Raw genomic sequence first — 21,704 nt, 5'->3', positions numbered from 1 at the left:
TAACAGGAAGCAGGATTTCATAACAAGAGTTAATTTTTTGCTAATAGTTAAGCTATCCAGTGTAGTAAGGTATATACGCGTTCATTAAAATCTATCAGGTCAGACTGTACTGAAAGGCGGATAATGGCTGTCATCAGGACGCAATATTTGTGAAATGATTATGAACTGCTATCCATCTGATGGTATATAAATTACGTAAATTGTTTAAAATAAATGATATGGATGCCTACATGGTGACGTTTGTAGATGAAAAGGAATTAGGTTTAACTCCAGCTCAGATTGATGAAAATAATTGTATTAGAAAAACAGTTGTTGAGAAAATGACAGGACGTGAGTTTATTCTTGCCGATTTTAATTGGGAGGGCAACTATAAGCCGCTCAATAGTTTGTCGTACCTCAAAGGGCCTTACCATTGCAGTTCCGTTGTGGAAATACGGCTTAACCTGGATATCTTGGCATTCGCAGACCGCGATGCCATTTATGAGCGTTGCCTGGCTGCAGTAACATTGGGAGAAGTAGTACTAAAGCGATTGGAACAGCACCTGGATGCTACGTCAAATACATATCAAAACATTATCAGTTTCGATATGGTGGCATAGAGAGATTTCGTTGGTAGATTAAGACCCGGAAATTGCATTGAAATAAAAAAAAGTTATGTTTAAATATAATCCATCTGATATCCATTCCAAAGTCAAAAGAAATCAAGAGATTAAAAACGTGTTTTATGCTATCGCCGCTGCGTGTCTGTTAGCTTTTATTTGCTTAATTATCAGATATAGCGATGCGCTTTGATAAGGATTTTAAGTGGCTGCATTTTTTAATACGCTATAATGAAGCTATCTATTAAGGAAAAAAAAATCACCGGTTTTCAAAAATACCATATCTATGGTATGGCTTTCGATTCATTTAGGGGATACAGTGCTCCGGACGCGGCAGATCCCCACAAGCATCCTTTTGATTCATAACCCATTTCTAAATAGGGGATTGGTTGTAAGAACCTACTTCATAAATGACAGGGGCTAAGTGGCTATCACTAATTGTGAACGAAGACCTGGGACATTCATTACGTCAAAGCTACTGATATCCACCAAATTATTCTACTACCGACAGTTCATTCTCTAATGGTAACGACTCCACAGTCCGGGCCTATAATAGCGACGTACTCCTACCGTTTTAGCTAAGGAAAAGCGTATCACAGGTTATGCAAGAGTCGCAAGATCATGCCGGCGGGATGTGATTCCCTTACACACTAACGTCACTTCGTTGATTAACTATTTGAGAATCGGTCGTGATTGGGTGAAACACATTAATTTCGTTATACAATCTTTAGCATTTACCAAACAGATTTTATGCAGGGCGCATAGCGCTTTCTGGTCGTCATTTAATCCGAATTTCAATATAAATTCTTCCTTAAAGGCCTGAAATTCTTCTTCAATCCGACGAAGGCCCACATCTAATTTATACAGTTGATATTCTTTTATACGCGTCCTCTCCTGTAAAATCCGTGTTACTTTTAAGCTACATTCATACTGAGCAATATTTAGCAATTCCCGATCCAACGTAGTACTTTTTTAAGCCTAAAAATTCTAAAAAAAGTTGAAATGATAAAATATTTTGACATTTTTTTAAGAAATATAATAGCGATCGTAATTGGGTGTACAGGTGCCGGTCTTAAAAATATTTAAGATAACGGCAGTAGTATAGCAGAAAGAGATCATCATGATCTTAGAAGGTGTAAATGGGGCGACTTTCCGGAGCAGCGGCCGGGCTTTCCACGCCAATCTTTTCTTTTGGAAAAGGATTTCATTTGCAATCCCTGATGCGTTAATGCCTTTCCTGAACGACACGTAATAGTGTTGAGTGTGAAGTTTTGCTATGAATTTTTTTCAAGGCGAAACGATCAAAAAGGCAGCTAAGTTATGGCAAGGGCACCCTCGGTTGAATCCAAAAGACTACGGCATAAACGGCTGCCTCCCCAAAGGGTCCCCTCCAATTATTCCGTTTCCTTTTGGCTTCCGGCTGCCCCCGCCGTTTTAGCTGGCTTTCTTTTTTTTCGTTTTTTCTTTTGAAAAACTTTTGTGTTTTTTAAGGGTGTCAGACGATGATAAAGAAAATTTAAAAGGTAATAACACTTAAAATTTTTTTAGTCATGGAAATCACAGGACGTGTAACAGAAGATGCAGCAGTTAATGTACTTAACTCAGGCAGCGAGGTGGTCAATTTCAGCATTGCCATAAACGACAGCTACAAGCCAAAAGGCAGCAGCGAAGTAAAACAGCTAACAACCTATATCAATTGTGCCTACTGGCTCAATACCAACACGGCAAAGGTGCTGCGTAAAGGGGCAGTGGTGCAGGTATCGGGGCGTATCGGGGTCAATGTGTACAATAATGCACAGGGTGAGGCTAAAGGCAGCCTCACATTCCACACCAACAACCTTAACGTGATTGCGTATGCCAAAAGCGGGGAGCAGCACAGCGAGGCGCAACAGGCGCAAAGCCCTGAAAGGGGACAGGAGGAGGGGAATAACAACGGGGAGCACGACGACCTGCCATTTTAATTAACAATCATAAAATATAGAAATCATGGCACACAATATCAATTATAACGAGCAGACAGGCCTCCACAGTTTTTTCAGCGTAAAGGAAAAACCGTGGCACAACTTAGGGCAAATAATACAGGAGTACCCGACAAGCAACGAGGCTATTAAATTCGCAGGGCTTGACTTTACCGTCGATAAACGCCCTAACATACATAACCTGCCAAGCGGGTTGAGCATTACCTCAAAAAGCAGCTTCTACACCTACCGCACCGATAACGAGGCCATATTAGGCGATAAGGTGGGCAGCGACTACCACATTGTACAGAACAGGGATGCGTTTTCCTTTTTCGATAGTATCGTAGGTGGTGGCGAGGGCATCCTATACGAAACCGCAGGGGCATTGGGTAAAGGGGAGCGCCTATTCATAACCGCCAAACTGCCCGACTACATCCGTGTGGGCAAAGAGGACATGGTTGAGAAATACCTGTTCCTGACCACCGCACACGATGGTACGGGAAGCATAACCGCAGCCTTTACGCCTATACGGATTGTCTGCACCAACACCCTTAATGCTGCCCTGAACAATAAAACGGGTACGGTGCGCATACGCCATACCGCGAACGCCAAAGAACGTTTGGAACTGGCGCATAAGGTAATGGGGATAACCGACACCTTATCGGTACAGATGGAAGCCATCTTTAACGGGTGGGCGAAAACGCGGATTTCGGACAAAGAGGTTAGAAGGCTCATTGAACTTGCCCTTGCACCTAATGCTACAGCATTGAAAAACCTGCAACAGGGTAATGACGGGGAACTTTCCACCTGCTTTACCAATATGGTGGATAGTGCCTTTGAATATGCGATGGCTGACCCCACCCAACAAATGGAAACCACAAAAGGGACGTTGTTCGGGGCATACAACAGCGTGACAGGCTACTTTCAAAATGTACGCAGCTACAAAGACGATGAGGCAAAACTTACCTCCCTGCTTTTAGGGGGCACAGGGCAACAGCGTGCGCAAACTGCCTTTAACCTTTGCAGCGGCTTTGCGAAGAATGGGGCGGACATACTTTGGCACAATTAAATAACAGGGGTGGGTACAACCTCCCCATCCCTAAATACTACACGTTATGGCAGCTTTAGAATATACAAGCCTTATCGGCAAAGCAAGGATACTGCACAGGTGGTTTCCCGAGGAGATACCCGCCCTCCTGGATACGATGGACGGCATGCTAACCGCAATACAGCAGGAAGTCCCGCAACGGCTGAAAGGTTGGGAATTTAATATCATCAACGATGCCTTGCAGGAAATGCTGCTTAAAGAGGCGCAACAGCTAATCAGGGAGCACGGCGCTGCAATGCATAACAGTGACAAACTCTTTGCCGAGCAGCTATTCACAGGGCTGAAAAGGGTGTACACAGGGTACTGCCTTATAACCTATGCCCCCACAAGGAAACTTCAAAACCGAAAATTTGCACTCGCCGTAGAACTGCTCTTCGGCATCTAAAACCTGAAATCATGGAAACGTTAAGCATTAAAATACCACCCTTTTTTTGGGGTTACCTGTTCCTCTTTTTAGGGATAGCTATTCAATATTGCATCGGCAAAAGGCGGTTCAACCGCAGGGGTATCGGTGGGTTGCCGCAATTCAGCAGCTACGCAAAAGCAGTGGTTGTACTTTTTATGGAATGGCTTTTTAAAGGAATAGGGTTCGCCCTTATAGGCATAGGCCTGTTCCTGCTCATCAATTTGTAATACTAAAACATACGATTATGGAAACTAATTTTTTTAAATACCTGACCGCTATCAATCTTGCCCCCGATGTGGAGTGGGTACTGGCGGTAAAACAAACAGCATCGGGAAGCATTGTGGTTTCTGTGCTGTATAAAGACGCGGCATGCGGGGATAAGGCAGCCAAAGTGATTCCGCCACTGGTATTTACTGCGCCCCCTGAAAAAATAGATGCCTGCTTTTTTGCAGATATTACTACCGCAATGGGAACCACTGTTGATATAATAAACAGCATGGGGCAGTACCAAAAACAGCAGGAAAAAGCCAAACAGGTAGCGCAGGGCGAGAAAAGCAAAAGCAGTAAGGCCGATAAGCCCAAAGCGGAGGTACTGGATAAATATGCAGCAGCCATGCAGAAAGCCGATGAACTGGAAGCACAGGGGAAATTCAGGGACGCATGGATGAAAGTACCCTCCGCACAGGAATTCCCTGAACATGCCGAGGACATCCGCGCCCGCAAGGCAGCACTATCCGCGCAATTTGATAACGGCCTGTTTAGTACCATTTAAAACCGTATAACAATGTTAGTAGCCACACAACTCCAAAGAGTCTTTTCCTTTAAGGAAAAAGAGCACGTAATACAGCTTGCCGACCCATCGCCATCGTTCAGCCCCGAGGCGGTGCTGAACTTTTACGCACAGACTTACCCCATCCTGACCACCGCCAACATACAGGGGCCAGTGATTAGCAATGATGCCGTGCAGTACACCTTTGTTACCCAAATCGGTACAAAAGGATAACACCATGAAAACAAAAGAGAACCGCAGTACATTACTGCCAAATGATAAAAAGCTATGCAGACTATACCAAAAAATAGGGGACTTCGCAAAGGGGATGGACAGGCTGCCCGATGCGCAGGAAGTGAAAAAGCAGCGGGCAACATCGGTGCCGGTGCAACTCCTGCCGATGGTTTTTTAAGGCAGCAATTCCTGCCTCTATATGAAAGCGTGGGCAAAGTGCCCAAAAGGGGACAAGCAGAAACAGCGTTCTTTGAGTCCCTTGAACTCCTGACAGGGCTGTACGGTTTTGAGGTTACAGGGATTAAAGATAAGCCATACCCTGCAAATATCCTGTATGCGCACCATCAGGTGGAGAAACAGCTTACCGCATCAGGTCAGGAAACCGAAGTGTCCATTGTAAAAGACAGTGGTAAAGTGAAACTTATGACCTCTGGCCAGTACCCCACAGGGACAACCCTGTACTATATTCCCATGTTGCCGCTTTATGAATTGGTACAGGAAAGGAAACACAGGCAGGCCGCAGATTTATTACTGTCGGTTTGCTGCTACCTGTACCGTAGCGTTGGTGTACCCTTTTACAGGGATGAATATTGCTTTATCTATTACAATTATGAATGTATGGAGGGTTGGTTTGATGAAGATATGGAAGGATATGAAGATAGGCACACCGATACCGTATTTAAGGAACTACGGGAGGCAAAACATTATGGGGACATCATGCACCGCAAAATATACAACCCTTACCATCTCACGGATTTTCAAAGGCGCATAGCAGCCTATACCCCCGCAACGGCTACGGAATACGAATGCCTCAGCCTTGCGAAAAGAACCTTTGCCCTGATGGAGGAATACCCTGAGCGCAGTATTTTTAAAAATATAGGAAATCAGGAATTTGAAGAAGGCGAGGACAGTATTGCAGCAGAACAGTACATCTCCTTTGTGGCGCGTACGAACGGCGTCCTTTACGACCAGATTGCACAGATGGTCAATGACGAGTTTAACGAATGCGGGGAAATGCAAATCCCGACCCTTACCCAACTATTTGACAAAGAAAGCGCACCCGACCCGCAAGGCTTGGATTTTGAATACAGGCTGTTTCCCCTGATAAATGATTTATGTACCATCTTAAATAATCTGCCATGAAAAATATAACCCAAAACTTTGGTTCTATATACACCCCTGTAAAAGCACTTGTTGTATTCCAAAAAAATGACCCGCAGGGGAGTACCTATGTAGAAAGCTATGATATGGACGCTAACGGCTATGCTGTTAATGCCCACCCGCTAAGCCTGTCAGAAAGTTCAGCCCTGGCAAATGCACTGGATACCTCCGATGAACTCAGGCGCAATTTCCTCAAATCCTCAGGGTTGCTCCCTAAAAATATGTTGTATATCAACCCTGACCATGACGGTTATGCAATCTGGTATACCCCTGCCATGGAAGTTCCATTGTTTTTTATAGACAAACTGGGCATACCCAATGGTAAGGCCGCAATACCGCCATTGCTGTGGAAAGGCTCAAAGAAAGACCTGTATATTTTTGCTTTGCAGAGCGTGGAAGCCATAGAGGAGCAAACACCACTATACCGTGCGCCTTTTTTCAATATATACGATGATGGCAGGGTATGCATGGGGACGGTATCCGTTGATATACAGCCCGACTGCCTCTTACAGGAGTTCATGCAGCTTTGGGAAAGCTACTTTTTTAACAGCTATTTCAGCCACCTGCTCGGTGGGAAAAGCCCTGTGCAGGGGAATGTTATACAGTTATGGCAAAGCCTTGTCGGGTTAGGAGAAGAATTTCCTATTTCCGCTCTTGTAAAAAATGGAATAACCCTAAAAAAACTTTTATCATGAAACCGCAAACCGCTATGCATTACGCAGACAACTACCTGATAAACCCCACCAACCCGATAACAGTTAACCTTATCGGTGCAGGGGGTACAGGCAGCCATGTGCTGACCGCACTTTCTAAAATGAACTACAGCCTTGTTTCCTTAGGGCATGCAGGCTTGCAGGTTACCCTATATGATGCCGACACCGTGACCCCCGCCAATAAAGGGAGGCAGCTTTTTGCCGACAGCGAGGTGGGCTTGCATAAGTCGGTGGCACTGGTTAACCGTGTCAACCGTTTTTTTGGCACAAACTGGAAAGCGGTTGCAAAGCCATTCAACAGGGAATTGCTCAGGCAATTTCCTAACAGGGGCAGGGCAAATATCTATATTACCTGTGTTGACACGGTTGCCGCGCGGCTCGATATTGCCGCAGCATTGCACGACAATAGCGGAAGTTTTTTTGCAGAGCGTGACAGGGGAATGTATTGGATGGATATGGGGAATGCCAAAAAAACAGGGCAGGTCATCCTATCTACCATCGCGGCAATACAGCAGCCAGAATCGAAAATCTACAGGACAGTAAACTACCTGCCTGCCGTTACGGAGGAATTCAGGGAGCAACTGGAGATGCAGTTCGATAGTAACGAGCCGAGCTGCTCATTGGCGGAGGCACTGGAAAAGCAGGATTTATTCATCAATCCTGCCTTAGCTGATTTAGGCGGTTCCCTGCTGTGGAACCTGTTCCGTAATGGCATGACCTCCTATAGGGGGTTCTTCCTGAACCTTGCGGACTTCAGGTCAATGCCTATAACGGTCGGCTAAACGCCCGCCGCCCCGCAACAAGCTTCCTGCGTCAGGATTTGCGGGGCGTTCTAAGCGGTACCGCCTCTACGCTGCACATAGCTGTCACCGTAGGGGCGGCCTTTTTTGTCTTTACCTTACAGGCAAAGCCTATTTTTTAGGACACACAATCTTTGCAGAATATCAAGTGACAGCCGGATTCGGTAAGCTTTGTAAAGGACAACAGGGAGCAGCGCTATTTATAGAGGCAAATTGCCTCAGGCATAATCTCAAAAAGCGGCTCTGTAAAAACATCGCCGCTTTTTTCATCTAAACAAATTAGACTCAACCCAATTTAACTAACTAATCTTTTGTACTACTAATGGACATGTCAATTTACAATCAGTTTTTTGTGAACTTCTTTACCTGATCCCGTAACTTTCATAAAGTAGGTGCCTTTTTGGAGGTCTTTTATATTGAATGCGGTGCCGTCTTGTGCGTTTTCTATTGTTGCAACTTGCCGGCCTCTGGAATCGTAAATTTCTACACGGAAATTATTCAATCCGGTTTTAAGGGTAATACTATCCGAGGAGGGATTAGGAAAGATTACAATTTCAGCATCAGCTTGATTAGTAAATGGATTTGCTTTCCTGGCCCCCATGCCGGGACCATCTCCCCATGCAAACGATTCCCATACAGCTATTTCATCCTTGTTGCACATCATAGGATTGCTTCCATTCTCCGAACTCACATATTTTCCATTATAACCCCGCAATGCGACTTTCCAATCGCCAATATTTATAAATGAGAACTTTTCATAATTCCCAATTGTGGCTTTGTTGCACATCATGGGACTTGTACCATTTTCCGAACTTACAAAAAGGTTATTAGATCCTCTAAGCGCGATTTTGCCATCGCCCGCATCGACAATTAAAAAAAGTTCCCATCCTCCATATGAAGTTCGGGTGCATGTCATAGGGTTGTTGTTTCCTTCTGAACTTACATAGCGGTCGTTGTTACCTTTAAGCCAGATGATCCTGCCCACAGGTGGCTGTGAAGTTGCAACTGTAGTGAACGCCGAAACCAGGTTAATCAGTGTTGTATTTGCCTGAAAATTTGATGTGGTGAACAAATTCCACTTTGATTGCATTGCAGCCTGCGAATCATAATGAATGTCCGGAGCGGGGTTGGCATTGTTTTGGTAATAGCCCCAATTCTCTACAGGGCTGTCTGCACGTTTTGTTTTGTATGCCCAGTTTGACCAGGATGCATTCAGTGCATTTAAACCCCTTAGGTATTTTTGCCAAAGGTCAGGGAAATTCCAAAAGTTGAACTCTCCGGCTAATACGGGAACGTTCCAATTGTGCTGATGATTGGCCACATCCAACAATACAGCATCAATAAAACCATTTTGAGAAGCGTAGTTCAATTTATCTTCATTATAATTATGTATTTGGTATAGCACATTGGTCCATCCATAAGTAGTTGGGGGTACAACAAAAGAGAAAGCTGGAAAAGCACCGATAGATATGGTGTGATCCGGATCAATGGCACGTACTTCCTGATAAAGGGAGTTATAAAACTGGTGTATAGGATATAGTGACTGGTTGCTGCTAAGGGGCTCGTTAAGTAAATCGTAGGCCGCCACGGCAGGGTTAGTTTTGTATCTGTTGGCAACTGCCTTCCAAAGAGTGACGGTGCGCTGTTGTGATGTACTGTCCGTCCAGTAATTATTTACCACTGCCTGTCCACTGGTTATAAAACCATTTATACCCCCGGGTGCCCCATGCAGGTCTAATATTACATACATCCCCCGTGATGCGCATTGTGCTACAACCCAGTCCAGTTGTGTAAATCCATTACTCTTTATGGTACCGTCGTTGTTCATTATTTCCATCCAATAGAATGGGACACGAACCATGTTCATTCCCATATTTTTTATATTGTCAAGGTCAGTAGTTGTAATCCATTTATTCTGGTAATAATCCAATACGGTATCCGCACCGGCAACCCCGAAACGGTCAATCAGCGAATTCCTGACCGAAAAGTCATCTTCCATGTAAAGATTAAATTCTGCGATTGACCAATAGTTAGATGGTGTACTACCCGTTTGCGTTATCTTTATATATCGCTTGAAATAGATATTTGGCAACTGTATATAGATATTACCCGTTGTGCCTGTTCCCGTTGCAGCGGTCTCCCATGTCGTACCGTTCTCAGACACTTCAACAGTATATCCCCTGGGATAGTCGCCGGTAAAGCTGCCCGCTTCAAACGATATGCGATTGAAGATGACATTCTTAGATAAATCAACTTTGAAATACTGTGATCCATTATTAACCTGAGCTGAACCATTACTCCAACGCGTTGTAAGGTCACGGTCAAATACTGCCTGTACATTCGTGCCGGAATAAGTCGACGATGCAGTAGCTACCCACTGGCTCCTGTTTAACGAACCCGTACCCATAGGGCTCATCCAATATTCCATACTTAACCATGACCCAAGGTTCGTGCCCCGTAGATTGACAATAGCACCGGTTCCGGAATTTTTTCGAAGTACGGTCCCGTTAGCTTTTAAGAAATCAGCGGAGGTAATTGCCTGCGCATTCAGTCCATTGCAGTATGCAAGGAAAGTAAGGACTAATAAAATAAATTTCATCTTCATAATTGTTTAAGTTTCTAATAATTAAAAATTAGGGCCTGTACTATGATAAATGGCTTATAGGGTTATGGTATGTAGAAAAACAGAACGTAATGTAACCGGACCAATGAGCCCCGACTCAAGTAATGGTGAATCATGATCGTAATGCTTCCACGTTGTAAAGGCAACACGCCCGCCTTTAGGTTTAGGCTTACCTTCAACGTACCATTTTGGTAAGGCAGTAATTGCCCCGTCACCCAGCACTTTAAATTTGCCCGGCCACGCCGACAGCTCATACTCATTTTCAGGTGGTAGCTGCTCATCACCAATGAGCCGGTTCGGCCAAAGGTTTGTTACACTAATGGAGAGCTTGTTTTTTCCTTCCAACAGATAATCGGTGATATCAAGGCTGTAGGGTGGTTTCCATAAGACACCCAGATCCTTGTTGTTTAGCGTTACTCTGGCTATGACTTCTACTTTTCCCAGGTCAAGAATAATGCGATTTGATGCCCTACCACCTTCAAATGTATTCGTGAATTGTCTGGTATATGTAGCAGTACCTGAAAAGTATTTAATACCATCTAATCCATTATGGTGGAGCGATTCCAATTTTTCTAACCTAATGCTATCTGGTGCTCCAAGCCCCGGTGGAAAGCTGACAACCCAATGGTTTGTCAAATCAAGTGTATTTCCCGTGCCTGTAACTTTCAGCAGGTTTTTATACCCTTTTATATTTTCGATACTGTAATTGCCATCGCTGTTGAATTGCAGGGTATTATTTTTTGGATAGAAATTGCATTGCATGGGTACAATTGCAGTGCTATCCTTTTTTGACTTTAAAATTTTTTCATCACTTAGACTAAAAGGAAAATCCAGAAGTTGGGGCGTAGCCATGTCACCATTGTAATAGCTGGCTCCATCATCCTGAAAAGCTTCGCCAAATCCCGGGTGTACAATCCTGCCAGAGGCAGGAGCCTTCATAACCAGTTTGCCATTTACATATAACGAAGGGCTCCCATCCTGATAATTAATCCCAATATGTGCCCAACCAGCTATGGCAATCTTAGCCGAGAGTACATCAATTAACTCTTCATCTTCCCTTTCATATAGCACTATCCCGTTTCTCCCTACGGTGAGGCCTGAAGCCGCATGGCCTGGCCCGTATATCGTTTTGCCTGAAGGTGGGTAAATTGCATAGTGGTCTGTCTTCTTAGCACCAAAATACTGTTCTTTGTCCAGGGGAATGTCCGTTTCCGGTTTTAACCAAACTCCTACACAAAAGTTATTGCTTACATCGCCAAACTTTCCAACGGCTATCATTGGGAACTGCTTTGCAGCCCATATTTCTTTGCCAAGTAGCGACACGGCAGAAACAGGGCTGCCGCTGTATGCTTTCCTGAAGATAATAAAAGCAGAACCTGATGGGGGTAGGGTAAGGGGCATTACAATGTTTTTACCCTGGACAGTAAATGACGGCAGGGTATAATGCTTACCTGTGTCAGGATCCCAGAGTTCGGGCTGCATATTTTGCACGCGGAAGTTACAAACAAGTTTTTCCGTCGTCCTCCTGCGGTTAGCAATAAAGTAAATCTCATTTTTTCCATCAAACCGGTGTATATAATTAATTGGGGCATCACCAGATTCAGAAGAGAATGAAAAATCCTCGGTCAACCCAATTTCTCGGAGAACATTTTTCAGTATTTTACCTTTGTCGGTGCTGTTGCTGACAGGGTCTTTGATTTTTGAGTGTTCCGTTGCACTCCACAAGTCAGCAACTGTTGACTCAAATAATTCGTGCTCTGATTTGTCTACTGCCAGCCCCGGAATTTGTATTGGCCTGTTGCCAACCACTGTCAATCCTTTTTGAACAAATGACGAAATAATTGATAGCGTCCTTACGCTCATACTTTTTTCCTTTGGAAGTATTAAAACCCTATATTTCATCCCTCCCGGAGTACTTAAAATGCCATTCTCTACAACACTTTTTTCCAGTGTTTCCGCAGCGACAAGGTCATAGCCATAGCCATACGGCGGGTAATAGCTTAATTGACCGGGTAATGTAGGAATGCTATAGCCGGGTGCCTCTGATGTAAGGTATGCAAGGTCTGCAACAAAATTCCCCTGTTGTAGCAGGAACTGGGAGCGGGCTGTATAGTCCAGCCAGGCCTTTGCCATGTTCCACCACGTGTTGGTCCTGTCAAAATGGATGCCCCATGGTCCCATAGTCATACCTGGGGCAGCTGTAGGGTGTGGCTGATGTGCAAAACGGTGAAATATAAAGCGTGTCAGTCCCTGGGTGTACATCCAATCTCCTAAAGCTTTCATGGAATATGGATGTTGCTGCCATTTGCCGGATCCGGGTTCTGCCGTAAATGCTTCGGCACCGATAACAGGCTGGCCGGTTGCATGGGCAATAGACGACGCCAGTTTAAGAGTCCTTACCATCCCGCTATTTTCCCATAAAACGGTATGGCCTGCCCAAAATTCGCCCATATTATAATTTACACGCAGGCCGGTCTGCATTTCTTCGAATGGCCCCCCTCCGTAAGGTTCAGTATAGGATTGAAAATCGTTGTCTTTACAGAGTTTAGCAAATTCTCCGTGGTAATTATCTGCCATCATATCTGCGCAGGTGCGCCTAAAATCGTATAGGAATTTATCTGTATTTTCGGTGCTGCCAACGATCCGGCCTGTTAGCGCCGGGAGGTACGCCGTAATATCATACCTGCGGCGCATTTTAAATTCTTCAGGCATGCGTGCTGTCCAGTTCTGCTGGCCCATTTCATAACTATCGATCAGTAAACCAACTTTTCCATTAGCGGCCATCTTTTTAAGCGATGGCAACAATCCTTCAAACATCTGGTTAAAATGAAAGTTGTAGGCCTCTTTACTGTATTTGTCACATTCCAGTCCTGTACCTGTAGTTGGAGCGGAGTGATTTAATTTTCCTATTGAGGTATGACCGATCCTTAAAATAGTCCATTTCCCCTTAGGAGCGTCCCAAAGTAAGTTTCCTTCGGCATCTGCAAATGCTGTAATATCTATTACGGTATCTGGATTTATGGAATCTACATTGGGCCTTACTAAAGTACTTGTCCGTTTCCACCCTGCATTCCTGTAATTTCCTTTATAAAGCCAGTCAGGATTCCTGTCTGCGCCGGTTAGGGTTATGGAGGTAATCACTCGTTTTGCGGAAGAATTTAAGCGAATGTAGCGCGCTTTGGAGGCGACAAAGTTTGCAGTAGCAGGCATATTCCCCTCTATTTCATGGTTAGAGCTCCCGCCAGTAAAATTAGAAGTATTGGTAAAGTTTATTCCATCATTAGACAACTCTGCGGTAAAATTTCCATTACCGTTAAGGATGCCGGTAAAGAGGGTTACATTAGTTACCGGGATAGTTTTCTTGAGCTCCAATACGATGGATCCCATTGCCTCTCCGGTTCCCGGTTCAAGAATAAAAGGCCCATTATCAAGTGCAATTTTTCCTGAAGCACTGTGGGTTGATTTTAAAATGTCGGCAAAATCTGTTTCTTCGTTTTTAAGTGAAGGGAACGCTATGATTTTAGCATCACGGTAATACCCCAGGTTATTTGTCGGCTCGACCAGTTTAATCTTGATCTTTTTATCCCCATTGATTATTTTTTCTGTCCATGTAAGTTGTTGCATGGACATTTCGGGCGTAATCCAGGGACCTCCGCTGGAAGACCATCCGGGACAATTATGCATGGCAAATTCAAGTTCCAATCGCTGTGCTTCTGAAATAGCATGCTGCGTGAGGTCCAGCCACTCCTGGCTTAAGTATTCCACCGGTCCTTTGGTTATCCCTGTACCGGCATTAAAAAGTTGGAATCCGCCAAGCCCCACCGCTTTCATGGCTTCCAGATCTAACGTTATTCCTGCTTTTGTAATGTTTCCGTTCATCCAGTGCCACCATGTCTGTGATCGGGCTGATGATGGGGGATTAAAAAAGTGCGATTCAAGGCTGGAATCTATATGTAGGGGAAGTGCATGTAATACAGACCGTGGGGTTATTAGGGTCAATAAACCTGCTGAGGCCGTTGCTTTAATAAAAGATCTGCGTTTCATACGATAGTTAATTAAATAGTTGCCTAAAAGAATAGCCATTACAGCCAAATTGCCTTCGCAGTCCAGCCATAATGGCTAATATTTATTTACATTATAGTTTAGTAGCCCGTATTTTGTACTAATAACGGGTTGATACGTATTTCTCTTTGCGGTATAGGAAATAAAAGATGTTTGGCAGTTACGACATAACCGGGAGGTGTTACACCTGCAGGATAATAATATGCTTGTGGATTTGCCCTGATACTGTTACCCTGCGCGTTCATCACTTCGATAGCCTTACCGGTACGGACAAGGTCCAGCCATCGCTTATTTTCGAAAGCCAGCTCTATCTGACGCTCTTTTTGTATTAAGACCCTTAGTTCAGCCTGCCCTGCAGCAGGCAGTGGAAGTAGACCTGTGCGAGGGTTAGCGTGTACCATATTCAGATAGGTTAAAGCTTCCGATTTGCCCTGCTCATTGGCAGCTTCCGCCAGAAACAGCAATACTTCCGCATATCGGTATACAGGCCAGTCATCATTTGTATTAGGGGCAATTTCAGCTCCATGTACATATTTTTTAATGTAGGGTATGTTAGTATAACCTTCACCGGTATAAAATCCTACCGATGCGTCTTTTCTAAGATCGCCAGGCTCATACACTGCCAGAAAATCCGGAGTAGGTATGTTCCAACCGGCATAAGCATTACTATTACCGTCTGGAAATCCAGCAATTACCCCAGGGTTTTGTAGTATGGGAAGAAAGTTATACGCAAAGTTACTGGCAGAATTAGCAGTTGCAAGATCGTAGTACTGCACTTCAAAAATTGACTCTGCATGATTTTTATTGGCTGGGTTATAAATTGCTGCGTAATTACCTAACAGCGAATATCCCTGTACGTTTAGAAGAGCTTCCTCTGCGTCTGCCCATCGTTCTAAAACTATATTTACATTACCTAATAAGGTATAAGCAGCACCATTAGCAACAAAGCCAACATCCTGTGTAGCCTTATTGGGAAGCAAGACCGCTGCCGCAGCGGCATCTGCGAGAATTTGCTCGTATACCTGCGCCTTAGGCGTTTGGCCTACATTGGTCTCTGCATAAGTGGTTGGAGGGGTTAGTACTAACGGTACATCACCAAAGTACTGCACCAGGTCGAAGTATGCAAATGCCCTTAAAAATAATGCCTGCCCCTTATAATTGTCTTTCTTTACCTGGTCAAAATCTGCAGCGTCAATCGTTTTAAGTATTTGGTTAGCCCTGCCAATTATAATATAGTCGTTCTGATATTTATTACTTACACCCCCACCATTAGCATCGTCTATAAACTGGTCAATATATTCCCTGTCTGCATAGCCCCGGTTTGCAGCGTTATAAATAAATGCAGTATTATCGGCTCTCATTTCGCCCATTGCCCAGGCTCCGTAGTCGGCAAGGCCCGTCCCATATATGTTGCGTAAAGGTACATACGCACCAATCACTGCCTGTTTAAAGTCGGCCTCAGTTTTGTAAAATGTTTCTGCTGATACAACCGTTTCCGGATATTTGGTTAAAAAATCTTCTGAGCACGAACTTAGTATAAGGGCTGCTATAAATGCACTGATTATCTTTGTTTTCATAGTAGTAATTTTTAAAAATTATAGTTTAATCCAAACGTCCAGGTCCTTGGAACCGGGTATGTGGTATTATCCACACCCGAAAATAGACCTGCACCTGCAGATACTTCAGGATTTCCACCCGGATATTTTGTGAACACAGCTGCTTGCTGTACACTTGCATATATACGCAGGCCTTTAAGGTAGGCTACATTTATAGAAGAGAAGCTGTAACCCAGTGTAATGTTCTTTATGGTTAAATAACTGCCATCATACATCCATTTAGAACTTGCCCAGTCACGCTCCGGTCCGGTATTGCCGGAAGCTTTACCCCATTTACCATTGCCTGGATTTTCTTCAGAGCGCCATCTGTTAGCCAGATCTTTCTGAACGTTAAAAGTTCCGTCAAGGTTACCCGTAAAGCGGTCTGCCGAATTTATTATTTTATTTCCGTATGCTCCCTGACAGACAATCGCTAAGTCAAAGTTTTTGTAGCTGATGGTATTGGTAAAACCGAAATTGTATTTCGGTGCCGTATTGCCTAAAACTGCCTGGTCGCGAGTATCATTTGTAACCACACCATCACCATTAATATCCTTATATTTAACACTCCCTACTTCTGCACCCTGGTGCTTTGGTGAGGCATCAAATTCTGCCTGCGTTTCGTAGATGCCATCCCAAACAAGCCCATAAAGTTGGCCTAATGGCTGGCCCACCTGTGTAATTGTCATATCGCCATAAATTGCAGAATTTGCAGTGCCTAACTGTAAGGCCTTATTTCTGTTAAAAGAAATATTAAAATCAGTACTCCATTTAAATTCGCCGGTTAGATTAAGCGTACTAACCTGGAATTCATGTCCCCAAAATTCAATTTTCCCGATGTTTGTGGTGTAATTAAAGAAACCGGAGGAGATCGGTATATCTACTGAATATAGCAGGTTATCAGTTGTTTTTTTATAATATCCATAACTGAATTTTATCCTGTCATTAAAGAAATTAATGTCGGCACCGGCATCAAACAGATCCGACGTTTCCCAGCCTAATTCAGTATTGTTAAGCCCGGCTATGCTGCTTCCGTTAAGAAGTACATTGTTAAATGGATTATTGGTAGGTACTACATTTGCATATTGAAGATAGTTTCCGATATTATTGTTGCCCGTTGTACCAAAGCTGGTACGGAACTTCAGGAACGAAAGAACCTTATTTTCAGGTATAAAAGACTCGTCCGTTACTACCCAACCGGCTGATACCGACGGGAAATTACCCCATTTATTATCCGAACCGAAACGCGATGATCCATCCCTTCTAATGGATGCGGAGAATAAATATTTGTTTTTATAATTATAGTTGACCCTGGCTACCAGGGATGCAAGGCTCCAGTCCTGAACATCTGTAGAACCCGTAATAATAGTCGCTGCGTTTAAAGTTTGTACCCTGTTGTCAGGAAATCCCCTTCCGCTAAGTGACCCGCTTTCAGAATGTGCCGCCTGGGTGGTGTAGCCACCCAATATATCAAAATTATGGTCTCCAATCGATTTTGCATACGTTAAAGTATTTTCAAATAGCCATGTATAGGCGTACTGGTTACTGTGTGATGCATTGATGCGCGAAGGATCATTTTCATTTGGCGGGTTAAAAATATTTCCTGCTGTTGATGGGTAAAAATAATCGGACACAGCGTTTCCTGCATCTATTCCTATCATAGACTTAAAGGTTAAGTCTTTTATGGGCTTAATCTCAACAAAGCCATTCGATAACAAACCTATATTTTTAGAAGTGTTTTTAACGATCTTGACCTGGTTGTACCAGTTTGGAGCGTCAGGTGTACCATATTGCCCACTAACACTTAAAGGTATTGAGCCGTCGGGATTAATATAGGGCGCCAAAGGCGAGGTAAGCATGGCCGATTGTACAATACTTGGAGAGTTGTACCATATACCATCACTCTGAGGTGTTTTGCTTGAAGAATACGTGGGAGCCAGATTGAAGCCAAATTTAATATTATCATTTAGTTTGTAATCAGTATTTATTCGTAATGATATCCTGTCATACGAAGAGTTTAGTAACACACCTTCATTTTTCAGGTAACCTGCTACCACAGAAGTGCTAAATTTTTCACCGGATGCAGAATAGGTCAGCGAGTAGTTTTTAATGATCGCATCGCGGGTAACAGCGTCAAACCAGTTGGTGCCTTCGCCATATTGTTCAGGATTTGCAAACTGCTCGGGAACGGTTTGACCGCGCTCAATAGCAATTTCTTTTTTAAACTGTGCAAATTCTCTGGCGTTCATCATGTCAGGCCTTCCTTTTTCCGGGATAGCCTGTAAACCTGAGAAGTAGTTGAAGGAAAAGCGACTGTTGCCTGCTTTCGCTCTCTTTGTCGTAATAAGTACAACCCCATTTGCCGCACGTGATCCGTACAATGCTGTTGAAGAGGCGTCTTTTAGAACCGTAATTGTTTCAATTTCATCGGGATTGATGTTTGATATACTTCCCTGTAACGGAAAACCATCAACAACATACAGCGGGTCACTACCGGCGGATATCGAGGCCGATCCTCTAACGCGAACAGACATTCCCTGTCCGGGTATCCCCGTATTCTGGGTAATTTGTACACCTGCCAGTTTTCCCTGAAGTTTTTGGGTTATCTGGCCTACGGGCTGGTCTTTAAGTTCTGAACTGTTTATAGTCTGTACAGCACCTGTTACATTGCGTTTGCTTTGTGTTCCATACGCCACGATAACTACTTCGTCCAGGGACTTTACATCGGTGCCCATAACTACATTTATTAACTTTTGTGTGCCCACGGTAACTTCCTGTGATTTGTAACCGACCGAGGAGAAGATTAGTACAGCATCACTACCCGGAACAGTAATTGTAAACGTACCGGACACATCGGTTGCGGTGCCGTTGGTGGTTCCTTTAACAACCACATTGACCCCGGGAATACTTTCTCCGGTATTGTCTTTTATTGTACCGTTGATGGTAATATTTTGTGCAATTGCACCAGAAATTGCGCAGAAGAACAGGAGTACAATCAGTATGTACTTCTTTGGCAAGGGTAAAATTTTCATCATAAATAAATGGGTTAGTTATTATTTTAACTATATCGAAATAGTTTTCAATATTAAGGTATATATAAAATATATTCGTCCTGTACCGTTATGCTTTTATTGAAAAAAATATAAAAAAATAATATAAAAAAAATCTAATTCGTTTTTATTACGGCACTATTCTGAATAATCAAAAAATAAGCTGTTAATGTCAGTTTTAAGGTAGTTTAAGATATAAGCATGAAGGGCAGCTAAGTGCCGCCCTTCAGCCTACAGATACTTAATTGGAGCGTAATACTTTTAAATCAGTATCTGCTTTAAAGGTGTTTTGCACTTTTTCTATGATCCTTTCAGATGTTAATTCAAAGGTTTCAGTTGCCCTAACATCCAATGAAGATGATCCGATCTTAATGGTATAGGTTCCTGCTTCAGCAACCCAGGCATCCTGGCCCTCCACAAATGAGCTTAAATCTTTTGGCAGCAGTGTTACATTTAGAACCTGTGACTCGCCAGGTTGAAGCAATTTTGTCTTTGCAAAGCCTTTCAATTCAGATTCCGGCTTGTCTGTTTTTACTGCAGGGGCTCCAAGGTAGAGTTGCACAACTTCCTTACCGGCAACTTTTCCAGTGTTTGTTATAGTAACATTCACGGTTATCTCTTTATCAAAAGTTTTACTGCTTAAAGAAACCTTTAAAAATTTAAAATCCGTATACGATTTTCCGTATCCAAATTCATAGGAAGGCTTTATCCCGAATGTATTAAAATAGCGATACCCTACATAAATGCCTTCTTCGTAAGAAACATCTTTTGGATTTTCTACAGGTGTACCCAGCCAATTAGCGGCTGACGGATGGTTATTGTAGTCTATTGGAAAGGTCATGGTAAGTTTACCTGATGGATTGACACTACCCGAAAAAACATCTGCAACGGAATTGCCACCTTCCTGGCCCGGCTGCCATGCCAATAATATCCCATCAACTTTATCTTTCCAGCTGTTTGTCTCAATTGCCCCGCCAATATTCAATATGACCACCACTTTCTTGCCCTCTTTATGAAACGCTTTAGCTACATCATGAATTAATTTGACTTCATCCTGGGCAAGGTAAAAGTCGTCATAGATTTTTCTATCCGTGTTTTCCCCTGAATTTCTGCCTATGGTTATAATAGCAAGGCTATTTGATTTCGCAGCCTTATTTAAAAGGTCTTTGTTAAATTCCAGCTCAACCATTCTTTTTGGAAACGCGAGTATACCACCTTCCTTTTCCCTGCGTGCAATTTCTTTCCTGGCTGCATCATCAACATAGGGTACATATATGTTTTTAAGGTCAACATCAATTTGGTATCCTGCATTTTTTAGCCCATCCATTAAGGAGACAGTATATGCTTCATTTACATCACCGCTACCTGTACCGCCTGAAATAAAATTGTATGAGGTGGTGCCGAAAACGGCAATAGGCGATGTTTTTTTTGTATACGGCAATATGCTACCTTCATTCTTTAATAATATCATTCCTTCTGTGGCTGCCTGTCTGGTTATTTCAGCATGTTTTTTTAGGTCAGGGTTGTTGGAAAATTTATATTTTTTAAAGGCAGGTGATTTCACTACCATTTCCAATATAAATCTGATATTCCGATCTACAATTTCTTTAGGTAACGCACCACTTTTAATGGCTGCCACAATTTTTTCATACTGTAATTTGGTGCCTGGCATAAGTAAATCATTGCCCGCTGTTAATTGTTTTACAACATCACTTGAAGTGGTTCCCAAACTTTCAAAGCTTTCATAACCTCCGAACCAGTCGCTCATCACAAATCCTTTAAAGCCCCATTCGTCCCTTAAGATTGTTGTCAGTAAATCGGTACTTGCAGAAGTATAAACACCATTTATTTTATTATATGATGACATTACAGTCCAGGGTTGGGATTTTTTTACAACAATTTCAAACGCACGCAGGTAAATCTCCCGCATTGCTCTTTCACTTATGTGCTCGTTTATGGATAGGCGGTTGGTCTCCTGGCTATTTGCGGCAAAGTGTTTAATAGATGTCCCCACTCCATTAGATTGCACTCCATTTATGTATGCTGCTGCGATTTCTCCTGATATTACGGGGTCTTCAGAGTAATACTCAAAATTTCTCCCATTTAACGGATTACGGTGAATATTGATAGCCGGGGCCAGCAGCACATCTGCACCATATTCCTTAACCTCGTTACCAATTGCTTTACCAACTTCTTCAATGAGTACTGTATTCCATGTTGAGGCCAGTGCGGTACCGACAGGGAATGCGGTTGCATAATAGGTCTTCTTGTCATTTTCACGGGTTGGCTGAATGCGAAGACCTGCAGGTCCATCGGCCAATACTGTTGGAGGAATTCCCAAGCGTTTAATTGGAAATGTTGCTCCTGCAGCTCCGGGTACACTTAGTCGTGGATTACCTTCCAAAGTCGGCCCGAACATTTCTGAGCCTATTAGCATACTTGCCTTTTCTTCAACAGTCATTGCATTAATAATATCCTGCATAGGGCTTTTTCCTAATTGCGGTAGTTTTTGAGCGTTTGCTCCTACACAGCTGAGGGCGGTCAGTAAAATAACTGCTTTAATCTTTTTGTTTGTCATACTTTCTATTTAAATGGTTTTGCGTTTAGGTTACTATCATTTTTTATC

The 21,704-nt window shown here is 43.3% G+C and carries 15 protein-coding genes; 10 read left to right on the top strand and 5 right to left on the bottom strand.

Features of this window, described 5'->3' with window-relative positions:
* Nucleotides 1-218: 218 nt before the first annotated feature.
* The 10 genes from F565_RS0116565 (at nt 219) to F565_RS0116505 (ending at nt 7,730) form a co-directional block, all read left to right on the top strand.
* Entirely contained in the window at nt 219-599 is a 381-nt protein-coding gene (locus tag F565_RS0116565) for a hypothetical protein (RefSeq protein ID WP_154652645.1), read from the top strand.
* Between the two features lie 1,550 nt (nt 600-2,149).
* The gene (locus tag F565_RS0116545) at nt 2,150-2,560 is read left to right on the top strand and encodes a single-stranded DNA-binding protein (RefSeq protein WP_020214357.1); all 411 of its coding nucleotides are present in this window, start codon (nt 2,150-2,152) and stop codon (nt 2,558-2,560) included.
* 25 nt (nt 2,561-2,585) lie between these two features.
* Nucleotides 2,586-3,626: a DUF932 domain-containing protein gene (locus F565_RS0116540; protein ID WP_020214356.1), complete on the top strand. Its 1,041-nt coding sequence runs from the start codon at nt 2,586-2,588 to the stop codon at nt 3,624-3,626.
* A 46-nt stretch (nt 3,627-3,672) separates the two neighbouring features.
* Nucleotides 3,673-4,050 carry a hypothetical protein gene (locus F565_RS0116535; RefSeq protein ID WP_020214355.1) on the top strand — a complete coding sequence of 126 codons (378 nt, stop codon included), beginning with the start codon at nt 3,673-3,675 and terminating at the stop codon, nt 4,048-4,050.
* Nucleotides 4,051-4,061: 11 nt separating this feature from the next.
* Nucleotides 4,062-4,298, top strand: a complete 237-nt coding sequence (locus F565_RS21855; protein ID WP_020214354.1) for a hypothetical protein — start codon at nt 4,062-4,064, stop codon at nt 4,296-4,298.
* 17 nt (nt 4,299-4,315) lie between these two features.
* Nucleotides 4,316-4,843, top strand: a complete 528-nt coding sequence (locus F565_RS21850) for a hypothetical protein (RefSeq protein WP_020214353.1) — start codon at nt 4,316-4,318, stop codon at nt 4,841-4,843.
* 12 nt (nt 4,844-4,855) lie between these two features.
* On the top strand, nt 4,856-5,074 hold the full coding sequence (locus tag F565_RS0116520; RefSeq protein WP_020214352.1) for a PRTRC system protein C: 219 nt from the start codon (nt 4,856-4,858) through the stop codon (nt 5,072-5,074).
* Nucleotides 5,075-5,128: 54 nt separating this feature from the next.
* Nucleotides 5,129-6,217 (top strand): hypothetical protein, encoded by a 1,089-nt coding sequence (locus tag F565_RS0116515; protein WP_020214351.1) that lies wholly within the window; start codon nt 5,129-5,131, stop codon nt 6,215-6,217.
* Complete coding sequence (locus F565_RS0116510) at nt 6,214-6,930, top strand: hypothetical protein (RefSeq protein ID WP_020214350.1); 717 nt, start codon at nt 6,214-6,216, stop codon at nt 6,928-6,930. Before F565_RS0116515 ends, F565_RS0116510 begins: the two co-directional genes overlap by 4 nt.
* Nucleotides 6,927-7,730 (top strand): PRTRC system ThiF family protein, encoded by an 804-nt coding sequence (locus F565_RS0116505; RefSeq protein ID WP_020214349.1) that lies wholly within the window; start codon nt 6,927-6,929, stop codon nt 7,728-7,730. Before F565_RS0116510 ends, F565_RS0116505 begins: the two co-directional genes overlap by 4 nt.
* Nucleotides 7,731-8,079: 349 nt before the next feature.
* On the opposite strand, the gene F565_RS21845 is transcribed toward F565_RS0116505, so the two are convergent.
* The 5 genes from F565_RS21845 to F565_RS0116480 all read right to left on the bottom strand — a co-directional run bounded on the left by F565_RS21845 (nt 8,080) and on the right by F565_RS0116480 (nt 21,656).
* Nucleotides 8,080-10,347: a cellulase family glycosylhydrolase gene (locus tag F565_RS21845; RefSeq protein ID WP_154652644.1), complete on the bottom strand. Its 2,268-nt coding sequence runs from the start codon at nt 10,345-10,347 to the stop codon at nt 8,080-8,082.
* Nucleotides 10,348-10,407: 60 nt separating this feature from the next.
* Entirely contained in the window at nt 10,408-14,415 is a 4,008-nt protein-coding gene (locus F565_RS0116495; RefSeq protein WP_026300121.1) for a glycosyl hydrolase, read from the bottom strand.
* Between the two features lie 98 nt (nt 14,416-14,513).
* Entirely contained in the window at nt 14,514-16,010 is a 1,497-nt protein-coding gene (locus F565_RS0116490) for a RagB/SusD family nutrient uptake outer membrane protein (protein WP_020214346.1), read from the bottom strand.
* A gap of 11 nt (nt 16,011-16,021) precedes the next feature.
* Nucleotides 16,022-19,063 carry a SusC/RagA family TonB-linked outer membrane protein gene (locus F565_RS0116485; protein WP_154652643.1) on the bottom strand — a complete coding sequence of 1,014 codons (3,042 nt, stop codon included), beginning with the start codon at nt 19,061-19,063 and terminating at the stop codon, nt 16,022-16,024.
* Between the two features lie 256 nt (nt 19,064-19,319).
* Complete coding sequence (locus F565_RS0116480; RefSeq protein WP_020214344.1) at nt 19,320-21,656, bottom strand: glycoside hydrolase family 3 N-terminal domain-containing protein; 2,337 nt, start codon at nt 21,654-21,656, stop codon at nt 19,320-19,322.
* Nucleotides 21,657-21,704: the final 48 nt, after the last annotated feature.

Source organism: Flavobacterium rivuli WB 3.3-2 = DSM 21788 (assembly GCF_000378485.1).
Lineage (GTDB): Bacteria > Bacteroidota > Bacteroidia > Flavobacteriales > Flavobacteriaceae > Flavobacterium > Flavobacterium rivuli.
The sequence above is the reverse complement of the archived record's forward strand: the minus strand, read 5'-3'. Positions and strand labels throughout refer to the sequence as shown.

Excerpts from the sequence above, each read along its gene's own strand:
- F565_RS0116515 (WP_020214351.1), top strand. The coding sequence starts at position 5,129 with ATGCAGACTATACCAAAAAATAGGGGACTTCGCAAAGGGGATGGACAG.
- F565_RS0116485 (WP_154652643.1), bottom strand. The coding sequence starts at position 19,063 with ATGATGAAAATTTTACCCTTGCCAAAGAAGTACATACTGATTGTACTC.
- F565_RS0116565 (WP_154652645.1), top strand. The coding sequence starts at position 219 with ATGGATGCCTACATGGTGACGTTTGTAGATGAAAAGGAATTAGGTTTA.
- F565_RS0116495 (WP_026300121.1), bottom strand. The coding sequence starts at position 14,415 with ATGAAACGCAGATCTTTTATTAAAGCAACGGCCTCAGCAGGTTTATTG.
- F565_RS0116480 (WP_020214344.1), bottom strand. The coding sequence starts at position 21,656 with ATGACAAACAAAAAGATTAAAGCAGTTATTTTACTGACCGCCCTCAGC.
- F565_RS21845 (WP_154652644.1), bottom strand. The coding sequence starts at position 10,347 with ATGAAATTTATTTTATTAGTCCTTACTTTCCTTGCATACTGCAATGGA.
- F565_RS0116520 (WP_020214352.1), top strand. The coding sequence starts at position 4,856 with ATGTTAGTAGCCACACAACTCCAAAGAGTCTTTTCCTTTAAGGAAAAA.
- F565_RS21855 (WP_020214354.1), top strand. The coding sequence starts at position 4,062 with ATGGAAACGTTAAGCATTAAAATACCACCCTTTTTTTGGGGTTACCTG.
- F565_RS0116505 (WP_020214349.1), top strand. The coding sequence starts at position 6,927 with ATGAAACCGCAAACCGCTATGCATTACGCAGACAACTACCTGATAAAC.
- F565_RS0116545 (WP_020214357.1), top strand. The coding sequence starts at position 2,150 with ATGGAAATCACAGGACGTGTAACAGAAGATGCAGCAGTTAATGTACTT.
- F565_RS0116540 (WP_020214356.1), top strand. The coding sequence starts at position 2,586 with ATGGCACACAATATCAATTATAACGAGCAGACAGGCCTCCACAGTTTT.
- F565_RS0116535 (WP_020214355.1), top strand. The coding sequence starts at position 3,673 with ATGGCAGCTTTAGAATATACAAGCCTTATCGGCAAAGCAAGGATACTG.
- F565_RS21850 (WP_020214353.1), top strand. The coding sequence starts at position 4,316 with ATGGAAACTAATTTTTTTAAATACCTGACCGCTATCAATCTTGCCCCC.
- F565_RS0116490 (WP_020214346.1), bottom strand. The coding sequence starts at position 16,010 with ATGAAAACAAAGATAATCAGTGCATTTATAGCAGCCCTTATACTAAGT.
- F565_RS0116510 (WP_020214350.1), top strand. The coding sequence starts at position 6,214 with ATGAAAAATATAACCCAAAACTTTGGTTCTATATACACCCCTGTAAAA.